We start from the raw sequence: 18,778 nt of genomic DNA on the forward strand, positions 1-18,778 counted from the left end.
CCAGTACCGGCGACCGACGCGCACCCGCTGCGGACGCGAAGTGCTTGCAGCTTGGGCAGAGGCTGATCGCGGCCCGCGATAGGCTGCCCGATGTTTTTGCAGTTTTCGCGAGTTGACCAAAGTCTAGGCCGATTTTGGCGATTGCACTTGCCTTTTGCCCCCCGGGCATCTTCAAATACGGCCATAGGGGAGTACGCGATTGGTTGCGTTCGACGAAATGCAGCCGGAGAAATCCGGGCTAAGGCAATCCTACGCGGCATATGACCGCTGGCTGAAGCAGCAGGACCCAGCCAGGCTGACAGAGAAGATGCGCGACGCCGAGCGCGTCTTTCGCAAGACCGGCATAACCTTCGCGGTCTATGGCGAAGAGGAGGCGGCGGAGCGGCTGATCCCCTTCGACATCGTGCCGCGCATCCTCTCGGGCTCTGAATGGCGACGGCTGACGCAGGGCATCGAGCAGCGCGTGCAGGCGCTGAACGCTTTCCTCGACGACATCTACCACCGCCAGGAAATTTTGCGCGCCGGGCGCATTCCCAAGCGGCTGATCGCCGCCAACGACGCCTTCCTGCCGGAGATGATCGGCATGCAGCCGCCGGCCGGCGTCTATACCCACATCATCGGCGTCGACATCGTGCGTACCGGCGAGGACGAGTTCTTCGTGCTGGAGGACAATGCGCGCACGCCTTCCGGCGTCTCCTACATGCTGGAGAACCGGGAGACGATGATGCAGCTCTTCCCGGAGCTGTTCCAGCGCGTCCGGGTGCGTCCCGTGGAAAACTACCCGCAACTGCTCCGCCAATCGCTGGCGAGGGTCGCGCCCGGCAACGTCAGCTCGACGCCGACCATCGCCGTTCTGACGCCCGGCAGCTACAACTCCGCCTATTTCGAGCACGCCTTCCTGGCCGACCAGATGGGCGTCGAACTGGTCGAGGGGCACGACCTGCGCGTCGTCGACGGCCATGTGGCGATGCGCACGACCGAAGGCTACAAGCAGATCGACGTGCTCTACCGGCGCGTCGACGACGCATTCCTCGACCCGCTGAGCTTCCGCCCGGATTCGGCGCTCGGCGTGCCGGGCATCATGGACGTCTACCGCGCCGGCAACATCACCATCGCCAATGCGCCCGGCACCGGCATCGCCGACGACAAGGCGATCTACTCCTACATGCCGGAGATCATCGAGTTCTACACCGGCCGCAAGGCGATCCTGGAGAACATCAGGACCTGGCGCTGTTCGGAGGCCGACAGCCTGAAATACGTGCAGGAGAACCTCGGCGACCTCGTGGTCAAGGAGGTGCACGGGTCCGGCGGCTACGGCATGCTGGTCGGGCCGACGGCCAGCAAGAAGGAGCGCGAGGCCTTCGCCAAGAAGCTGGCCGCCAATCCCGGCAACTACATCGCGCAGCCGACGCTGTCGCTGTCGACCTGCCCGATCCTCACCGACGCGGGACTGGCGCCGCGCCATGTCGACCTGCGCCCGTTCGTGCTGGTTTCGGATCGTATCCAGATCGTGCCCGGCGGCCTGACCCGCGTTGCCCTCAAGAAGGGTTCGCTGGTCGTCAACTCGTCCCAGGGCGGGGGGACGAAGGATACGTGGGTGCTGGATGACTAGGGAATAGGGAGTAGGGAATAGGGAATAGGGAATAGGGAATAGGGAATAGGGAGTAGGGAATAGGGAGTAGCGATGGAGAAAGATGAGCGGCCGATCACCATCGTTTCCTATCGCGATCTGCTGGTCTGGAAGGCCGCTTTGGAATTGGCCGTAAGTTGCTACGAATTGACCAAGGGGTTCCCGAATGCCGAGACCTACGGAATGACGTCTCAGATACGGCGAGCGTCTGCGTCGATCGCGGCAAACATTGCGGAAGGGCATGGGCGGGAGAACACGGGATCGTATGTTCAGTTTCTACGCGTTGCTCAGGGGTCTCTCAAGGAGCTGGAAACGCACGTCATCTTGTCGGGAAGGGTAGGCCTCATGCCGGAAATCGGAACGAACCAGCTGCTCGATCAAGCCGAAGAGGTGGGCAAGATGCTGCGGGCTCTGATCAGGCGTTTGCAGGCGAAATGATGGTCTTGCCCATGCCCTACCTCCTACTCCCTATTCCCTACTCCCTCCCTTCCGGAGCGGCTTGATGCTTCTCGGACGCGTCGCCAACGGCCTTTACTGGATGAACCGCTACATCGAGCGGGCGGAGAACATGGCCCGCCTTGTCGATGCCGGACTGCGCATGGCGCTGACCCGCACCCAGAGCGCCGAGGAGGAGTGGAAGTCGGTGGTGATGTCGGCCGGCGTCGAATTCGGCTTCGCGGCCAAGTACGGCGAGTATACGTCCGCGGCGGTTGCGGATTTCCTGATCCGCGACACCACCAACCCGTCGAGCGCGATGTCGTCGATGGAGACGGCGCGGTTCAACGCGCGCATGGTGCGTACGGCGCTGACGCGCGAGGTCTGGGAAGCGATCAACGAAGCCTGGATGGCGATGAAGCGCATGCTGGCTTCGCCGATCGACGAACGCGACCTGCCGGCGGTGCTCGACGAGATCAAGCGCGAGACGGCGCTGATCCGCGGCTGCTTCTACGGGACGATGCTGAGGAACGAGATCTTCGATTTCGCGCAGATCGGCACCTATGTCGAGCGCGCCGACAACACAGCCCGCATCCTCGACGTGAAATACTACGTCCTGCTGCCCTCGGTCTCGTGGGTGGGATCGACGCTCGACAACTACCAGTGGGAATCGATCCTGCGGTCGGTCTCGGCCCACCGCTCGTATCGCTGGGTCTACGACGCCGAGTACCGGCCGACGAACATCGCCGACTATCTGATCCTCAATGCCCGAATGCCACGATCGCTGGTCTTCTGCTACCGCTTCCTGGCCGAGCACCTGCATTTCCGCGAGCAGGACTACGGCCAGCGGCTGCCGTGCCACCAGCTTGTCGAAGACACGCTGGCCAAGCTGCGCGTGGGCTCGATCAAGCAGATCTTCGACGACGGCCTGCACGAGTTCCTGACCGACTTCATCTCCGACAACAACCGGCTGGGCGACGAGGTCGCCGCCAACTACCGGTTCCACTGACGGCGGCGCCATGCGACTGAAAATCTCGCACCGAACCGAATACCGATACGACGCGCCGCTCCAATATGCGCTGCAGCGGCTGCGGCTGTTCCCGCGCACCTGCAAGACGCAGACGGTGCACAGCTGGTCGCTGGCGGTCGAAGGCGCCGGCGAGGAAGTCCGCTACGTCGACCATTTCGACAACGACACGCGGCTGGTCAGCAACCAGGGCGAGTCGACGCTGATCGGCATCGACGCCTGGGGCGAGGTCGAGACCTTCGATACCGCAGGCGTGGTCGGCGAGAATCGCGGGTTCGCGCCGCTCTGGCTGTTCGAGCAGCAGACCCCGCTGACGGCGGCGGGGGGCGGCGTGCGCGAGCTTGCCGGATCGATCGGCGAGGGATCGGAACTCGACCGGCTGCACAAGCTGTCGGGCGCTGTCGGCGCCTGCGTGGCCTACACGGCGGGCGCGACGCATGCCGGCACGACCGCCGAGGAAGCGCTGAATCAGGGCTCGGGCGTCTGCCAGGACCATGCCCATGTCTTCGCGGCGGCGGCGCGCCTGATGGGATTCCCCGCCCGCTACGTCAGCGGCTACCTGATGATGGACGACGCGATCGAGCAGGCGGCGAGCCATGCCTGGGCGGAAGCCTATGTGAAGGGGCTGGGCTGGGTGGCGTTCGACGCGTCGAACGGCATATCGCCCGACGAGCGATACGTGCGCGTGGCGATCGGCCGGGACTACCGCGACGCCATGCCGGTCACCGGGATCAGGCACGGATGGGCCGAAGAACGACTTGCCGTCTCGGTCTCGGTGGAGCAGTAATCCCCTGTAGCCGGGGCCAGAAGCCGATTCCATGACGTATTGCGTTGGACTGACGATCGACCGGGGGCTCGTGTTCATGTCGGACACGCGCACCAACGCCGGCATCGATTCGATCTCGACCTTCCGCAAGATGCATGTGTGGGAGGAACCGGGCGAGCGCGTCATCGTGCTGATGTCGGCCGGCAACCTGGCGACCACGCAGTCCGTCGTCAGCATCCTCGACGAGCGCAACAAGGCGGTCAACGAACGCTCGCCATCGCTGTTCGAGATGCCGTCGATGTACCAGACCGCGCGGCTGGTCGGGAACGTGGTGAAGGAGGTTATCGCCAGCTCCGCGCCGGTCGGCCAGAGCGCGGATTCCTATTTCAATGCGTCGTTCATCCTGGGCGGTCAGATCCGCGGCACCGAACCGCGCCTGTTCATGATCTACCCGGAAGGCAACTTCATCGAGTCGAGCGAGGACACGCCGTTCTTCCAGGTCGGCGAGACGAAATACGGCAAGCCGATCATCGTGCGCTCCTATGACAAGGCGATGAGCTTCGCCGAATCCGTGAAGCTTCTGCTGGTCTCCTTCGACTCGACGCTGAAGTCCAACCTGTCGGTCGGCCTGCCGCTCGACCTGCTGTTCTACGAGAAGGACAGCTTCAAGGTAGGCTTTAGGAAAAGGATCGGGCAGGACGACGCCTATTACCGGACCGTCTCGGACGGCTGGTCGAACGCGCTGAAGCAGGCGCTGAAGGCGCTGCCCGACTTCCCCGAAAACTAGCTGCCGGGGGCGACGACCCCCCGATCAATCGTCGAGCCGACGGCCCCGGGAGGGATCATGGACACGGAAGAGTTTCAAATATGGTCGCGCCGGGCGGCCGACTGGGGCGTCGCCTACCGTGACACGCTGCGCGAGCGTCCGGTCCGCCCATCGACGCGGCCAGGCGAAATCGCCGCGCGCATCGCCTCCTCCGCGCCCGAGCAGGCGGAGCCGATGGAGACCATCTTCGCCGATTTCGAGCGCGACATCGTGCCGGGCATGACGCACTGGCAGCATCCGCGCTTCTTCGCCTATTTCCCGGCCAACGCCGCGCCGGTTTCGGTGGTGGCCGAATATCTGGTCAGCGCCATGGCCGCGCAGTGCATGCTCTGGCAGACGTCGCCCGCCGCGACCGAACTCGAGATCCGGGTGATCGACTGGCTGCGCCAGGCGCTGGGGCTGCCGGACGGCTTTTCCGGGGTCATCCAGGATTCGGCGTCGTCGGCGACGCTGTCGGCGGTGCTGGTCATGCGCGAGCGCGCGCTCGACTGGGCCGGCAACCGCGCCGGCCTGTCCGGCCAGCCGCGCCTGCGCATCTATTGCTCCGACCAGGTCCACACCTCGATCGACAGGGCGATCTGGGTGTCGGGGATCGGCGAGGAGAACCTGGTGCGCGTGCCGACGGGCGGGCGCTGGCGCTCGATGCAGCCGGCCGCTCTCGAGGCCGCGATCGAGGCCGACCGCGCCGCCGGCTTCCTGCCGGCGGGCATCATCGCCAGTGTCGGCGGCACCAGCGTCGGCGGCACCGACGACATCGCCGCGGTCGCCGCGATCGCGGGCAGGCACGACCTCTACCTGCATGTCGACGCAGCCTGGGCCGGCTCGGCGATGATCTGCCCGGAGTTCCGGCATTTCTGGGCGGGCGTGGAGGCGGCGGATTCGGTCGTCTTCAACCCGCACAAATGGCTGGGCGCGCAGTTCGACTGTTCGATCCATTTCGTGCGCGACCCCGAAAGCCTGGTGCGAACGCTTGCGATAAAGCCGGAATACCTGAAGACCCACGGCAAGGACGGCGTCGTCAATTTCTCCGAATGGACCGTGCCGCTCGGCCGCCGCTTCCGCGCGCTGAAACTGTGGTTCCTGCTGCGCGCGCACGGGCTCGAGGGCCTGCGCGCGATGATCCGCGACCATGTGCGCTGGAGCGAGAACCTCGCCGCCCGGCTGGCCGGGCAGCCGGGCATCGAGATCGTGACCGAACCGATGCTCTCGCTGTTCTCGTTCAGGCACCAGGCCGGCGACGAAACGCGCAACGACGAGCACAACCTCGCCCTTGTCTCGGCGATCAACGACGACGGCCGCATCTACCTGACGCAGACGCGCGTCGACGGGCGCGTTGCGATCCGCTTCCATGCGGGCCAGTTCGAGGCGACCGAGGCCGATGTCGACATGGCCTTCGACGTCATCACGGAGATCGCCGGCCGGATGACCGGGCAGGGCGGCCAGTGGAACTAACCAGCCGGGACGCTGTGCGGGCCGGCGGCCGTTGACATTCGGCGTCGTTTGCCATATCCCGCCGCCATCGCCGGGCCGAAAGGTCCGGCGGTGGCTTTTCGTGGTTCGCGAGACCGGACGGAAAACCGCAATACACTATTCCTGGTTTCGCGAAACTGACGTGTCCCGTGGGTTTTTCCGCAAAGCGTGCGTGGGAAACCCTGTCAGGTCTCGAAAACGGAGGCCAGAGGAGGGCGCGTTTCCTTCACCCGGAACGTGAGGTTTCGGGTGCATCGTTTTGAAAGGGAATGCGATGAGCAAGCGCGAATCCGCGAAATACAAGATCGACCGCCGTCTTGGCGAAAACATCTGGGGCCGCCCGAAGTCCCCGGTCAACAAGCGTGAGTACGGCCCGGGCCAGCACGGCCAGCGCCGCAAGGGCAAGCTTTCCGACTTCGGCCTGCAGCTGCGCGCCAAGCAGAAGCTGAAGGGCCACTACGGCGACGTTTCGGAGAAGCAGTTCCGCAAGGTCTACGAGGAGGCCAACCGCCGCAAGGGCGACACCTCCGAGAACCTGATCGGCCTCCTGGAGTCGCGCCTCGACGCGATCGTCTATCGCGCCAAGTTCGTGCCGACGATCTTCGCGGCCCGCCAGTTCGTGAACCACGGCCATGTCAACGTCAACGGCCGCCGCACGAACATCGGTTCGTACCGCTGCAAGCCGGGCGACGTCATCGAGGTGCGCGAGAAGTCGAAGCAGCTGGTGACGGTTCTCGAGGCCGTGCAGCTCGCCGAGCGCGACGTTCCCGACTACATCGAGGTCGACCACAACAAGATGGTCGCGACCTATGCGCGCGTCCCGGCCCTTGCCGACGTGCCGTTCGCCGTGCAGATGGAACCGAACCTGGTGGTCGAGTTCTACTCGCGCTGATCGCATTCGCTGCGCAGAAACGACGAGAAGCCGCCTCCGGGCGGCTTTTTCGTATGCGGAACGGGAGTTGGTGATGGACGGTCTACAGGCGCTGGTGGACGACATCCGCCGCGAGATCGCGACGCAGACCGAGCGCGGCCGGGTCGCCGACTACATCCCGCAGCTGGCGGCCGTGGATCCCGGCCATTTCGGCATCGCGATCACCACCGTCGACGGGCAGGAATACGTCGCCGGCGAGGCCGACACGGCCTTTTCCATCCAGAGCGTGTCGAAGGTGTTCACGCTGACGCTCGCCCTCGGCATGGTCGGCGACCGGCTGTGGAACCGCGTCGGGCGCGAGCCGTCGGGCACGCCGTTCAACTCGATCGTTCAGCTGGAGCGCGAGCAGGGCAAGCCGCGCAACCCGTTCATCAACGCCGGCGCCATCGCCGTGGCAGACGTGCTGCTGGCCGGGCATCAGCCGAAGGAGGCGATCGGCGAGATCGTGCAGTTCGTCCGCTTCCTGGCCGGCGACGATACGATCGTGATCGACGACAAGGTCGCCCACTCCGAGACCGAGACCGGCTTCCGCAACGTCGCGCTGGCGCAGTTCATGCGCTCCTTCGGCAAGCTCGACCATCCGGCCGAGCACGTGCTCGGCGTCTATTTCCACCACTGCGCGCTCGCCATGACCTGCCGGCAGCTGTCGCGGGCCGGACTGTTCCTGGCAGCCGGCGGCCGCAGCCCCGCGACCGGCGGCACGGTGGTTTCTCCGGGCAGGGCGCGGCGCATCAACGCGCTGATGCTGACCTGCGGCCATTATGACGGTTCCGGCGACTTCGCCTATCGCGTCGGGCTTCCGGGCAAGAGCGGCGTCGGCGGCGGCATCCTCGTCGTCGCGCCGGGCAAGGCGTCGATCACCGTGTGGTCGCCCGGCCTGAACGAGAACGGCAACTCGCTGCTCGGATCGCTTGCGCTGGAGATGCTGGCGCAGCGGACCGGCTGGTCGATCTTCGGCGCCTAGGCGCGGGTCGCCGGGGTCACTGAACCTTGAGGTTCTGGAGGCGGTTGCCGAGCTCGTCGAGCTGTATCTGGAAGCCCGGCGCTTCCTTCTGCACGCGCTCGATGGAATCGATGAGCCGGTCGACGGTGGCGGGATCGAGCGTCTTCTGCTCGATGGCCGTCTTGGTGTAGGCGGAAACGACCGCAGTGTAGAGGGATGGCGGCAGGTTCGTGCCGTCGATCGCCATCGTCACCGCGTAGTCGCCGAAGTTGCGGTCATACTGGCCGAGCGACTGCGCCGCGGCGATGCGCACCGCTTCCTTGGCTTCATTGTTCAGGAGGATTTCGTCGCGGATCTGCCCCTGATAGGCAGGCAACGCGCTGAGATAGGCGACGGCCGACTCCTGCGCCGCCCCTTCGCCCTGCTTCAGATAGGGCGAGATGTAGGACGAGCCGACCTCCGGCGTGGCGAGGGCGAAATAGTTGATGGCCTCGACATCCGAGACTTCGCCCTCCTTCGCCTTGCGGTCGAGGGCGTCGAGCGCGCGCCTGTCGCCGAGCGAGGCGAGCGTGCCGGCGGCGATCCGGCGCAACGTGTCGTCGGGGCGGTCGAGAAGCGTGAGGAGGGCGACCTTGGCGGCCTCGATGCGGGCCATGATCAGGTGGCCGATCTCGGGCATGGTGTCGTGGTCGACCTGGTGGTTGGTCATGACGACGGAATCGGCCAGCAACCGCGCTGCGGGAACGGCCATGTCGGGGTCGTTGATGAGATCGAGGGCAAGGCTGAGCGCGGCGTCGGGGAAGGCGGTCGCCAGTTCGTCGAACGCGGTCCTGCGCGACTCCGGGCTGCCCGATCGGACCTGCCCGGCCAGTTCGTCGATCCTGGCGGCGTTGTCGGCGTAGTAGGTTGCGCTGTCGGAGCCGGCAGGCGGGACGAACGGTTCGACAAACACCTGCGCCAGCGCGCTGCCGCCGAGCAGGAGCAGGATCGCGCCCGCCAGACCTGTCCTCACCAGACCTGTCCTTGTCATCGGTGTCCTCGCAATCCGGCGCCGTTCTGAAGCGCGGTTAGTGTGGATAGGCAAGGTCGTCATAACATGCGTCCAGGGCCGTGCCCGCTCCGAGCACGTCGAGATAGTCTACGGTACTTTTGGGCGACGGTGTGACGCCGTCGACGAGGGTGGCGGGGAACGGTTCCGGCAGCGACGGCCAGTCGTCGAGGCGGTCGGGCGTTCCCTGGTCGCCCTGCAGGCCGGACCAGGGCCACATCACGTCGTCGAGGTAGGAGCCCATGCGGAAGCGGCCGGGCTGGGCGGGGCCGGGATAGGCCCCCTGCGCGTGATAGGATTTCGGCAAGGTGGAGACGAAGCGGTCGGGGTTGGCGTGCTGCCACACCGCCCAGGCGCGGTCGGTGTTGGCGTGCAGCAGGAAGAACAGCGGGTCGGCCGGCGAATAGCCCTGGCCGAGCCAGCCGCCCACAGCGCCGTGCGCGCCGTTGTGGTAGCGCAGTTCGACGCGGCCGTTGAGCAGCTTGTAGGCGCCCTGGTCCGGCCCGGTCGTGTTCTCGACGAGGTCGAGGATCGTCTGCAGCCGGTTGGCCGGCATTGTCCCGCCGGTTGCATCGGCGGTGCGCACCAGCGCGCCGAGGCCGGGCACGTTCCAGCCGAACAGCGGGTTGGTGGGCGCGAACGTCACCCGGAACCCGCCTGCCTGCAGCGCGCCGCCCGAAATCGACCCCATGAAGTTGCGGTTGAAGATGCGCGGGGCGCCGCCGATGCCGCCGGGGTCGGGCTGGTCGAACCGCCAGTAGGGCAGGGCCACGCGCTTGTCGATCGCCTGCAATTCGCGCTCGAGGCTGAGCAGGAAGGCGCGGTGCCATGCCAGGAACAGCGGCCAGAAGCCCGGGTCCGTGGCGTGGTGGATGCCGATGTTGAACGCCTGGGCGTGGGCGCTGGCATATTTGACGAAGCGCGAGGCGACTGCGCCGCCGTCGACATCGTGCAGCGTGCGCAAGGCCGACAGGAAGGTGTCGATCTCGGGCTGCGTGAGCGTACGTGCGTCCTTGCGGACGCGCACCATCACCGGCAGGCTGGCCGGCGGCGCCGCGTTGGCCTCGTCGGTGACGACGATGGAGACGTCCTTGGCGCCGACCGACGCCGCCGACCCGGCGACCCAGAAGGGCACCCAGGAGGAGTCCTGCGGCAAGGTGAGCGACAGCGTCTGGACCGGCTGGAAGGTGGCGGCCGTCGGTCGGGTGGCCCCGAGCCCCTGGAACACCAGACCGCCGCCGCCGGCTTGCGCATCGGCGGCGATGGTGACCTGCATCGGTTGCATGCTGTTCAACGCCCGGACCCGTGCCTCGACCGGGGTCCAGCAGAAATAGTCGTCGTCGGCCGATGCGCTGTTGCGCACTTCGACCTCGATGGACTGGGCATTTGCAAGGACCGGCGTTAACAGGGTAGCAGCAACGGCCACCCGGGCGAGGACCCCCATTCCAACCTCCATATCGAGGACGAACCCTGGTATGAAATCGGAAAGTCCGGAACAGCATACACGCCGCAGGGGGATGGTTGCAATGGTCTGGCGAAAGGTCGTCACAGACGAAGTGTCGTGCTGGCCCCGAAGAAGAAAATATTGCCGAAGTATGTCAAAGAGTTGGTCAAGGTCATGAACGTCATTCCCGACCCGTCGACGATCGATGCCGAGAGCCCCGTCTTCGGCCTGTTCGAGCAGGCGCCGCAGTCGCTCGAGTTCAACAAGCTGCGCAAGCGCCTGGTGCGCAACGCGCGCGAGGCGATCGAACAGTTCGCCATGGCAAGACCCGGCGAGCGCTGGCTGGTGGCGCTGTCGGGCGGCAAGGATTCCTACGGGCTGCTGGCGGTCCTGCTCGACCTCAAGTGGCGCGGGCTGCTGCCGGTCGACCTGCTCGCCTGCAATCTCGACCAGGGACAGCCGAACTTTCCGAAGCACATCCTGCCCGAGTTCCTTGAGCGGCATGGCATCGAGCATCGCATCGAATACCGCGACACCTATTCCGTGGTGACCGACAAGGTCGCCGAGGGCAACACCTACTGCTCGCTCTGCTCGCGGCTGAGGCGCGGGCATCTCTACCGCATCGCGCGCGAGGAGGGGTGCTCGTCGCTGGTGCTCGGCCATCACCGCGAGGACGTGCTCGAGACCTTCTTCATGAACCTGTTCCATGGCGGCCGGCTGGCGGCGATGCCGGCCAAGCTGCTGAACGACGAAGGCGACATCTACGTGCTGCGCCCGCTGGTATTTTCGGCGGAGGCCGACCTCGCGCGCTTTGCCGAGGCGATGCGCTTCCCGATCATTCCCTGCGACCTCTGCGGCAGCCAGGACGGCCTGCAGCGCAACATGATGAAGGCGATGCTGGCGGACATCGAGGCGAAGATGCCGGGCCGCAAGGACACGATGATCCGCGCGCTGACGAATGTGCGGCCGTCGCACCTGCTCGACCGCAGCCTCTTCGATTTCGCCGGGCTGGATGCCCGGAAGGGCTAGCTCGTCGGCTGGCTGTGCGGCTGGAAGAGCTTGCCGCGCTCGGCGATCAGCACGAAGGTCAGCGCCACCAGCGACACCGCGCAGAAGCCGGCGGCAAGCGGCATCGTCGTGCCGTCGAACAGCTGTCCGATGGTCGCCCCGATGACGCCGCCGCCGACGGTCTGCGTGAAGCCCTGGACGGACGAGGCGGTGCCGGCCAGATGGCCGAGCGGCTCCATGGCGATCGAGTTGAAGTTGGAGCCGATCCAGCCGAACTGCAGCATGGCGGCGGCGAACAGCGCCACGAAGACGTAGAGCGGAAGCTGGCCGAACAGCGAAAGCACGAACCAGGTGCTGGTCACCGCGATGAAGCCGATCAGCGCGCCGTGCGACAGCACGCGCATGCCGAACCGGCCGACCAGGCGCGAGTTGACGAAGGAGGAGACCGCCATCATGCCGGCGACGGCGGCGAAGATGACGGGGAACCAGACGCCGAGGCCGTAGATGCCGACATAGACCTGCTGGGCCGAGTTGATGAAGCCGAACAGCGCGCCGAACATCGACGTCGTCGCCAGCATGTAGCAGAGCGCGACACGGTTGGTGAGGACGATCCGGAAGCCGTTGGCGATGGTGCGCAGGTTGAAGGCGCGGCGGTACTCGGGATGCAGCGTCTCCGGCAGGCGCGTGCCCGCCCAGACGGTGAAGACGAGCGCGATGACGGCCATGACCACGAAGATCATGTGCCACTCCGAAAACAGCATGATGACCTGGCCCATGCCCGGCGCGACCACCGGGATCACCATGAACACCATGAACACCAACGACATCACCTCGGCCATGGCCCGGCCACCGAACACGTCGCGCACGATCGACACGGTGATGACGCGCGTGCCCGCCGCGCCGAGGCCCTGCACGAACCGCAGGAGCAGCAGCGTCTCGAAGCTCGGCGCGAACGCCGCCCCGAGCGCGGCGGCGATGTAGACGGCAAGCCCGAGCAGCAGCGGCAGGCGGCGGCCGAAGCGGTCGGAGAGCGGCCCGAAGAACAGCTGGGCGATGCCGAAGCCCGCGACATAGGCAGTGATGACGTATTGCCGGTGGTTTTCGTTGTCGATGCCGAGGCTGGCGCCTATCTGCTGCAGGCCGGGCAGCATGATGTCGATGGCGAGCGCGTTGAGCGCCATCAGCGCCGCGGCGAGCGCGATGAACTCCCAGCGCGGAATGCGCAGCCCCTGGCCGCGGACGGGCTGGGCGGAAGCCTGTTGATCCATGTCGCAATCCCGGATGAAAAGGAAATGCGCCGGAGACCGGCGCATCCAGCAGATCAGCCGCCGCCCTGCCGGCGGCGAATAGCGCGGCGGGAGGTCAGGCGGCCTTGACGGCCACGCCCTTCTCGTCGAGCAGGGCCTGCAGTTCGCCGGCCTGGAACATCTCGCGGATGATGTCGCATCCGCCGACGAACTCGCCCTTCACGTAGAGCTGCGGAATCGTCGGCCAGTTCGAGTATTCCTTGATGCCCTGGCGAAGCTCGTCGGAAGTCAGGACGTTCACGCCCTTGTAGTCGACGCCGACATAGTCGAGAATCTGCACGACCTGGCCCGAGAAGCCGCACTGCGGGAAGCCCGGCGTGCCCTTCATGAACAGCACCACGTCGTTGCCCTTGACCTCGCTGTCGATGTAATCGTTGATTCCGCTCATTGCTTGTCCTTTCACGCCCGTGGGAGACAGGCTCGAAACATTCACAATCAAATAACCCCACTGGCCACCCGAAACAAGACGCGAACCGGGGAGAAGGCCGGCGGGTCGCAAGAAGGCAGGCGGATGGGTGGGGCGGAAACGGACCGGATTGCTGCGACCGACGACAACGGCATGGGCGCTTGCCCTGGTCGGGCTGGGGCTGGCGGCCGCGCTTTCGGCCTGGTGGTGGACGCGGCCCGTGCCTGCTCCTCCTCCTGAAGCGGCCGACGGCCTGCCGGAACCCTGCCGGGACGTCAATTTCGAGGCGGTCCCCTACATCGTCTGCGATCTCGATCTCGACGCCTACGACCTCGTGGTCCGGCGGACGGACGCCGCCGGCAAGGCCTACGGGGACCCGGCGGCGCTGGCCAGGGCCGAACCGTTCGCGCTGGCCACCAATGCCGGCATGTACCACCAGGACCTGACGCCGGTCGGCCTTTACGTCGAAGACGGGCTGGAGCGATTCCCGCTCAACCTCGGCGACGCCCCCGGCAACTTCTTCATGAAGCCGAACGGCGTCTTCTATGTCGACGATGCCGGCAAGGCGGGCGTCATGGAAGCATCCAGGTTTGCACGGTCGGGAATCCGACCGCGGCTTGCGACGCAGTCCGGGCCGATGCTTGTGATCGACGGCGACCTGCATCCGCGATTCGAGGAAAACGGCGCGTCGCGCTACGTCAGGAACGGCATCGGCGCCGATGGAGAGCGGCGGGCGGTGCTGGCGGTCTCGCGCCAGCCGGTGAGCCTCGGCAGCTTCGCGCGGCTGTTTCGCGACGCGCTCGGCGTCAAGAACGCGCTGTTCTTCGACGGCGCGATATCGGCCCTGCATGACGGCCGCAAATATCTGGTCGGCGGCGGCTTCCCGGCCGGACCGATGCTCGCGGTCAAGAAAAAGGCGGGCGGGTAGCCGCTCAGGTGGCGCTGCGCTTCGCTCGCGAGCGAGAACGCACGGTTTTGCGGCGGCTGGTCTGGCGTCTGGCGGGCTTCGCCTGGCGTTTCGTCCGCCGTCGCCGCTCAGCCGCCGTGAGCTTGGCGGTTCGCCTGCGCCGCTTGGCACGCTTGCTCGCCTTGGCCTTGCGCAGCATGTCCTCGAGGACGTCCTGCACCACGCCCCTGACGAAATCGCCGATGCCGGACATCGTGATCAGTCGGGCGCGCTGGTCTGCAGGGCCAGCGCGTGCAGCACGCCGCCCATGTTGCCCTTCAGCGCGTCGTAGACCATCTGGTGCTGCTGCACCCGGGTCTTGCCCTTGAAGCTGGCGGCCACGACTTCGGCCGCATAATGGTCGCCGTCGCCGGCGAGGTCGCGGATCGTCACCGTCGCGTCGGGGATGCCTTCCTTGATCAGCCGTTCGATCTCGTGAGCATCCATCGCCATCAAGCAGTCTCCGCAGCCTTGCCGTCCATGAAGCGCGGGAACCACGATTCGTGAGCGGCCTTCAGTTCGGAAACCGGTATCGCACGGGCCATGCCGAGTTTCAATTCCGCGCCGCCGGTGGTCCCGATGATCGGCGCTGCGAAGCCGTGGGAGAGCGCTTCCTCCACGATGTCGCGCAGCAGTTCCTTGTCGGCGGACGGCACGGTGACAAGATAGCGCGCCTGGTCCTCGCCGAACCAGACCGGTATCGGGTCGGTCGGGTAGGGCAGGGAAACGGTCGCGCCGATGCCCGAGGCCATCGCCATTTCGGCGAGCGCGACGGAGAGCCCGCCGTCGGAGACGTCGTGGACCGCGGTCGCGGCGCCCTGACGGATCAGCGCACGGACGAAGTCGCCGACGAGCTTTTCCCGGGCGAGATCGACCGGCGGCGGCGGCCCGTCGGTGCGGCCGTGAATGTCGCGCATGTAGATCGACTGGGCGAGATGCGCGCCCCAGGAGGGCGGCGCGCCGACCAGGAGGATGGCGTCGCCCTCGGCCGCGAAGGCGGCGCGCGCCATCCGCGACCAGTCGGGGATGAGCCCGACGCCGCCGATGGTCGGCGTCGGCAGGATGCCTTGCCCGTTGGTCTCGTTGTAGAGGGAGACGTTGCCGGAGACGATCGGGAAGTTGAGCTCGCGGCAGGCCTCGCCGATGCCCTTGATGGCCATCACCAGCTGACCCATGATTTCGGGGCGTTCGGGATTGCCGAAGTTGAGATTGTCGGTCGCGGCGAGCGGATCGGCACCGGTGGCGGTCAGGTTGCGCCAACATTCGGCGACCGCCTGCTTGCCGCCCTCGAAAGGATCTGCCTCGCAGTAGCGCGGCGTGACGTCGGACGAGAAGGCGAGCGCCTTGGCGGGGTGGCCATCGACGCGCACGACGCCGGCGTCGCCGCCGGGCAGCTGGAGCGAATTGCCCTGGATCAGCGTGTCGTACTGTTCCCACACCCAGCGGCGGCTGGAGAGGTCGGGCCCGCCCAGCATCTTCAGAAGCGCGTCGGCGACGTCGGCCTGCGGAATGTCGTCTTCCGCGAGCGGCGCCGGCTTCTTCGGCTCGGTCCAGGGGCGATCGTATTCCGGCGCCTTGTCGCCGAGATCCTTGATCGGCAGGTTCGCCGCCTCGGCGCCCCCGTGCAGGACGCGGAAGCGAAGGTCGTCGGTGGTGTGGCCGACGATGGCGAAGTCGAGGTCCCACTTGCGGAAGATCGCCTCGGCTTCCTTCTCCTTTTCGGGCCGCAGCACCATGAGCATGCGCTCCTGGCTCTCCGACAGCATCATTTCGTAAGCGCTCATGCGCTCTTCGCGCACCGGCACCTTGTCGAGGTCGAGCTCGATGCCGAGATTGCCCTTGGCGCCCATCTCGACGGCCGAGCAGGTGAGGCCGGCGGCGCCCATGTCCTGGATGGCGATGACTGCGCCGGACGCCATCAGTTCGAGGCAGGCTTCGAGCAGGCACTTTTCGGTGAAGGGATCGCCGACCTGGACCGTCGGGCGCTTCTCGTCGATCTTGTCGTCAAACTCGGCCGAGGCCATGGTCGCGCCGCCGACGCCGTCGCGTCCGGTCTTGGCGCCGAGATAGACGACCGGCAGGCCGACGCCCTTGGCCTCGGACAGGAAGATCGCGTCGGTGCGGGCGATACCCGCGGCGAAGGCGTTGACGAGGATGTTGCCGTTGTAGCGCGCGTCGAAATTGACCTCGCCGCCGACCGTCGGCACGCCGAACGAGTTTCCGTAGCCGCCGACGCCGGAGACGACGCCCGCCACGAGGTGCCGGGTCTTGGGATGGTCGGGCGCGCCGAAGCGCAGCGCGTTCATGGCCGCCACAGGCCGCGCGCCCATGGTGAAGACGTCGCGCAGGATGCCGCCGACGCCGGTCGCCGCGCCCTGGTAAGGCTCGATGTAGGAGGGGTGGTTGTGGCTCTCCATCTTGAAGACGACGCAGTCGCCGTCGCCGATGTCGACCACGCCGGCGTTCTCGCCCGGTCCCTGGATGACGACCTCGCCCCTGGTCGGCAGGGTGCGCAGCCACTTCTTCGACGACTTGTAGGAGCAGTGCTCGTTCCACATGGCCGAGAAGATGCCGAGCTCGGTGAAGCTCGGCTCGCGTCCGATGAGATCGAGGATGCGCTGGTATTCGTCCGGCTTCAGCCCGTGCGCCTTGATGAGGTCGGGCGTGATGGCGATGGTCGTCTGAGCAGTCATCGGTGCTTTCGGCTCCGGGTCGGGGAGGGCGCTAGGGCTTCCTTATCCCAAGCACGCGCCGGGTCATACCGCACTGCGAAGAAAAATGCAGCTTCCCCGAGTGGGCAATCTACAGCCTAGCCGTAGTTGTCGTACCCCGAATTCGGACTGTCGATCAGGCGGCGGACGGTGGCAAGCCCGCCCCTCAGGTCCTCGCGCCGCGCGAGCGCGGAAAAGCCGAGCCGGAACCGGTGGTAGATCTGCTCGGTGCGGCCGGGCTTGAACTCGTCCTCGTCGTCGATCAGCACGCCCTCGCTGGCGGCGACATTCTTGAACGTGCCCGAAAGCCAGGGGTCCGGCAGCTTGATCCAGGCGAAGGGCGCGCGCTTGTGGGACGACATGTCGAGGCCGGCAAAAGCCTCCCGAACGATCGCCTCGCGCGCCTCGATCTCGTCGCGCGCCGCCTGCCGGATCGCGTCGGCCTGCCCCGAAAGCACCAGCCTTGCGCCGAGCTCTGCGAGCAGGAAGGACATGCCGCCGGTCACCATCTTGTGCGCTACCTGGACGCGCGCCGCCAGGTTGGCCGGACAGGCGACCCAGCCGCCGCGAACGCCTGCAGACACGGTCTTTGCAAGGCCGCCGACATAGAAGGTCCGCTCTGGCAGGAAGGTGGCAATCGGCGTCGGCTGCTCGTCGAGCATGGCCGCGTAGATCGCATCCTCGATCAGCCAGACATTGTGGCGGCGGGCGATCTCGGCGATGTCGCGCCTGCGGTCGACCGGGGTGATGGTCAGCGTCGGGTTGTGCAGCGAAGGAATGAGGAAGGCGAGCTTCGGGTGCTGCTGCGCGCAAAGCCGCTCGAAATCCTCCGGCACCGGCCCGAAATCGTCGGTGCGGATGACGATGCTGCGGCGGCCGATGAGATTGGCGCTTCTTGAAATCGACGAATAGGTCAGTTGCTCGAAGGCGATCTTGTCGCCGGGCGACGTGACCGCCGCGATGACCGCCATCGCCGACGCGTGCACGCCAAGCGTCGGCACGACGGTGCCGGGGTCCGGCGCCCATTGGTCGGCCGCCAGCCAGCGCGCGCCCGCCTCGCGCCAGTCGGCGGGCATGGAGCGCGTGTAGTCGACGATCTTGTCGGGGTGCTCCCTGGCGATATCGGCGAGCAACGTGCCGATCACCTCGCCCTGGCCGAGGTCGGGGGCCGACGTGCTGTCCATCACCAGCTGGCCGCGCCTGGCGCTTTCATCGCTGCGCGCGCGGGTGCCGCCGAAGGGAATGGGGGCCGGGTGGGGCGCGTGGTCGCCAGCCGCGTCATGGCCGAGCACGAACGTGCCCCTGCCCACTTCGCCGCTGACCAGCCCGCGCTCGCGCACGAGCGCATAGGCCCGACCGATTGTGCCGATTGTCACTCCGATGTCGAAGGCCAGGTCGCGTTGTGGCGGCAGCTTCGTGCCGGGAGGCAGGACACCTTGCGCGATGTCGCTCTCGATGCGGTCGGCGAGGCGCTGGTAAATGGGGCCGGATCCGTCGGACAGACTTGGAAGCCAATTTGTCATGGTGACAAGTTCTTATATTGCTTTGACAATGGAGTCAATTCATTGAGCGAGGGCAAATCAATTGGAGCAAATGGACACGGAAGGAGAGGACAATGCGTACATTAACTGCATCCCGCACCGGCATACCGGCGCATACGCGGGCAAGACAGGCATCCTGGCTGCTGCGCGTGGTGTCGATGATCGAGGGCGCGCTGCAGCGCCGCCGCAGCCGGCTCGACCTGATGGAACTCTCGGACGCGCAGCTCAAGGACATCGGTGTTTCGAGGTCGGAAGCGTTCCGCGAAGCCAACCGCCCGTTCTGGGACTGACCCCGGCATGAAAAGTCCAGGCAAACGACGACGGGTATCGTCAAATGAC

The 18,778-nt window shown here is 66.4% G+C and carries 19 protein-coding genes; 11 read left to right on the forward strand and 8 right to left on the reverse strand.

Annotated elements, in window-relative coordinates; translation table 11 throughout:
* Positions 1-199 precede the first annotated feature (199 nt).
* The 8 genes from ABUE31_RS19445 to ABUE31_RS19480 all read left to right on the forward strand — a co-directional run bounded on the left by ABUE31_RS19445 (position 200) and on the right by ABUE31_RS19480 (position 8,049).
* Complete coding sequence (locus ABUE31_RS19445) at positions 200-1,612, forward strand: circularly permuted type 2 ATP-grasp protein (protein ID WP_367725391.1); 1,413 nt, start codon at positions 200-202, stop codon at positions 1,610-1,612.
* Positions 1,613-1,684: 72 nt separating this feature from the next.
* Positions 1,685-2,068: a four helix bundle protein gene (locus tag ABUE31_RS19450; protein ID WP_367725392.1), complete on the forward strand. Its 384-nt coding sequence runs from the start codon at positions 1,685-1,687 to the stop codon at positions 2,066-2,068.
* 64 nt (positions 2,069-2,132) lie between these two features.
* Complete coding sequence (locus ABUE31_RS19455; protein WP_367725393.1) at positions 2,133-3,074, forward strand: alpha-E domain-containing protein; 942 nt, start codon at positions 2,133-2,135, stop codon at positions 3,072-3,074.
* A gap of 10 nt (positions 3,075-3,084) precedes the next feature.
* Complete coding sequence (locus ABUE31_RS19460; protein WP_367725395.1) at positions 3,085-3,879, forward strand: transglutaminase family protein; 795 nt, start codon at positions 3,085-3,087, stop codon at positions 3,877-3,879.
* Between the two features lie 31 nt (positions 3,880-3,910).
* On the forward strand, positions 3,911-4,645 hold the full coding sequence (locus ABUE31_RS19465; RefSeq protein ID WP_367725396.1) for a proteasome-type protease: 735 nt from the start codon (positions 3,911-3,913) through the stop codon (positions 4,643-4,645).
* Between the two features lie 57 nt (positions 4,646-4,702).
* A complete protein-coding gene (locus ABUE31_RS19470) occupies positions 4,703-6,136 on the forward strand; it encodes a pyridoxal phosphate-dependent decarboxylase family protein (protein WP_367725397.1) in 1,434 nt (477 codons plus the stop codon).
* Positions 6,137-6,428: 292 nt separating this feature from the next.
* The gene (gene rpsD / locus ABUE31_RS19475; protein WP_367725399.1) at positions 6,429-7,046 is read left to right on the forward strand and encodes a 30S ribosomal protein S4; all 618 of its coding nucleotides are present in this window, start codon (positions 6,429-6,431) and stop codon (positions 7,044-7,046) included.
* Between the two features lie 73 nt (positions 7,047-7,119).
* Positions 7,120-8,049 (forward strand): glutaminase, encoded by a 930-nt coding sequence (locus tag ABUE31_RS19480; protein ID WP_367725400.1) that lies wholly within the window; start codon positions 7,120-7,122, stop codon positions 8,047-8,049.
* Between the two features lie 16 nt (positions 8,050-8,065).
* Here the strand turns inward: ABUE31_RS19480 and ABUE31_RS19485 are convergent, their stop codons facing one another.
* Positions 8,066-9,040 (reverse strand): HEAT repeat domain-containing protein, encoded by a 975-nt coding sequence (locus ABUE31_RS19485; RefSeq protein WP_367725401.1) that lies wholly within the window; start codon positions 9,038-9,040, stop codon positions 8,066-8,068.
* A gap of 55 nt (positions 9,041-9,095) precedes the next feature.
* Positions 9,096-10,520 (reverse strand): tyrosinase family protein, encoded by a 1,425-nt coding sequence (locus ABUE31_RS19490; protein WP_367725402.1) that lies wholly within the window; start codon positions 10,518-10,520, stop codon positions 9,096-9,098.
* Positions 10,521-10,694: 174 nt separating this feature from the next.
* On the opposite strand from ABUE31_RS19490, the gene ttcA reads away from it, so the two are divergent.
* The gene (gene ttcA / locus ABUE31_RS19495) at positions 10,695-11,549 is read left to right on the forward strand and encodes a tRNA 2-thiocytidine(32) synthetase TtcA (protein ID WP_367725589.1); all 855 of its coding nucleotides are present in this window, start codon (positions 10,695-10,697) and stop codon (positions 11,547-11,549) included.
* On the opposite strand, the gene ABUE31_RS19500 is transcribed toward ttcA, so the two are convergent.
* Together ABUE31_RS19500 and grxD are read right to left on the reverse strand one after the other, a co-directional pair.
* The gene (locus tag ABUE31_RS19500; protein WP_367725403.1) at positions 11,546-12,796 is read right to left on the reverse strand and encodes a multidrug effflux MFS transporter; all 1,251 of its coding nucleotides are present in this window, start codon (positions 12,794-12,796) and stop codon (positions 11,546-11,548) included. The two genes, ttcA and ABUE31_RS19500, sit on opposite strands and share 4 nt — an antisense overlap.
* A 94-nt stretch (positions 12,797-12,890) precedes the next feature.
* Entirely contained in the window at positions 12,891-13,223 is a 333-nt protein-coding gene (grxD, locus tag ABUE31_RS19505) for a Grx4 family monothiol glutaredoxin (RefSeq protein ID WP_367725404.1), read from the reverse strand.
* A gap of 148 nt (positions 13,224-13,371) precedes the next feature.
* Here grxD and ABUE31_RS19510 point away from each other — a divergent pair, with 148 nt between their 5' ends.
* On the forward strand, positions 13,372-14,169 hold the full coding sequence (locus tag ABUE31_RS19510) for a phosphodiester glycosidase family protein (protein ID WP_367725405.1): 798 nt from the start codon (positions 13,372-13,374) through the stop codon (positions 14,167-14,169).
* Between the two features lie 4 nt (positions 14,170-14,173).
* Here the strand turns inward: ABUE31_RS19510 and ABUE31_RS19515 are convergent, their stop codons facing one another.
* From ABUE31_RS19515 to ABUE31_RS19530, 4 genes are all read right to left on the reverse strand, one after another.
* A complete protein-coding gene (locus ABUE31_RS19515) occupies positions 14,174-14,401 on the reverse strand; it encodes a hypothetical protein (protein ID WP_367725406.1) in 228 nt (75 codons plus the stop codon).
* Positions 14,402-14,406: 5 nt separating this feature from the next.
* Positions 14,407-14,640: a BolA/IbaG family iron-sulfur metabolism protein gene (locus tag ABUE31_RS19520; RefSeq protein ID WP_367725407.1), complete on the reverse strand. Its 234-nt coding sequence runs from the start codon at positions 14,638-14,640 to the stop codon at positions 14,407-14,409.
* Complete coding sequence (gene purL, locus ABUE31_RS19525) at positions 14,640-16,880, reverse strand: phosphoribosylformylglycinamidine synthase subunit PurL (protein WP_367725408.1); 2,241 nt, start codon at positions 16,878-16,880, stop codon at positions 14,640-14,642. Before purL ends, ABUE31_RS19520 begins: the two co-directional genes overlap by 1 nt.
* Positions 16,881-16,996: 116 nt before the next feature.
* Entirely contained in the window at positions 16,997-18,421 is a 1,425-nt protein-coding gene (locus ABUE31_RS19530; RefSeq protein ID WP_367725409.1) for an aminotransferase-like domain-containing protein, read from the reverse strand.
* A gap of 92 nt (positions 18,422-18,513) precedes the next feature.
* Here ABUE31_RS19530 and ABUE31_RS19535 point away from each other — a divergent pair, with 92 nt between their 5' ends.
* Entirely contained in the window at positions 18,514-18,729 is a 216-nt protein-coding gene (locus ABUE31_RS19535) for a DUF1127 domain-containing protein (RefSeq protein ID WP_367725410.1), read from the forward strand.
* Positions 18,730-18,778 lie beyond the last annotated feature (49 nt).

It is taken from the genome of Mesorhizobium marinum (genome assembly GCF_040813675.1).
GTDB lineage: Bacteria > Pseudomonadota > Alphaproteobacteria > Rhizobiales > Rhizobiaceae > Mesorhizobium_K > Mesorhizobium_K marinum.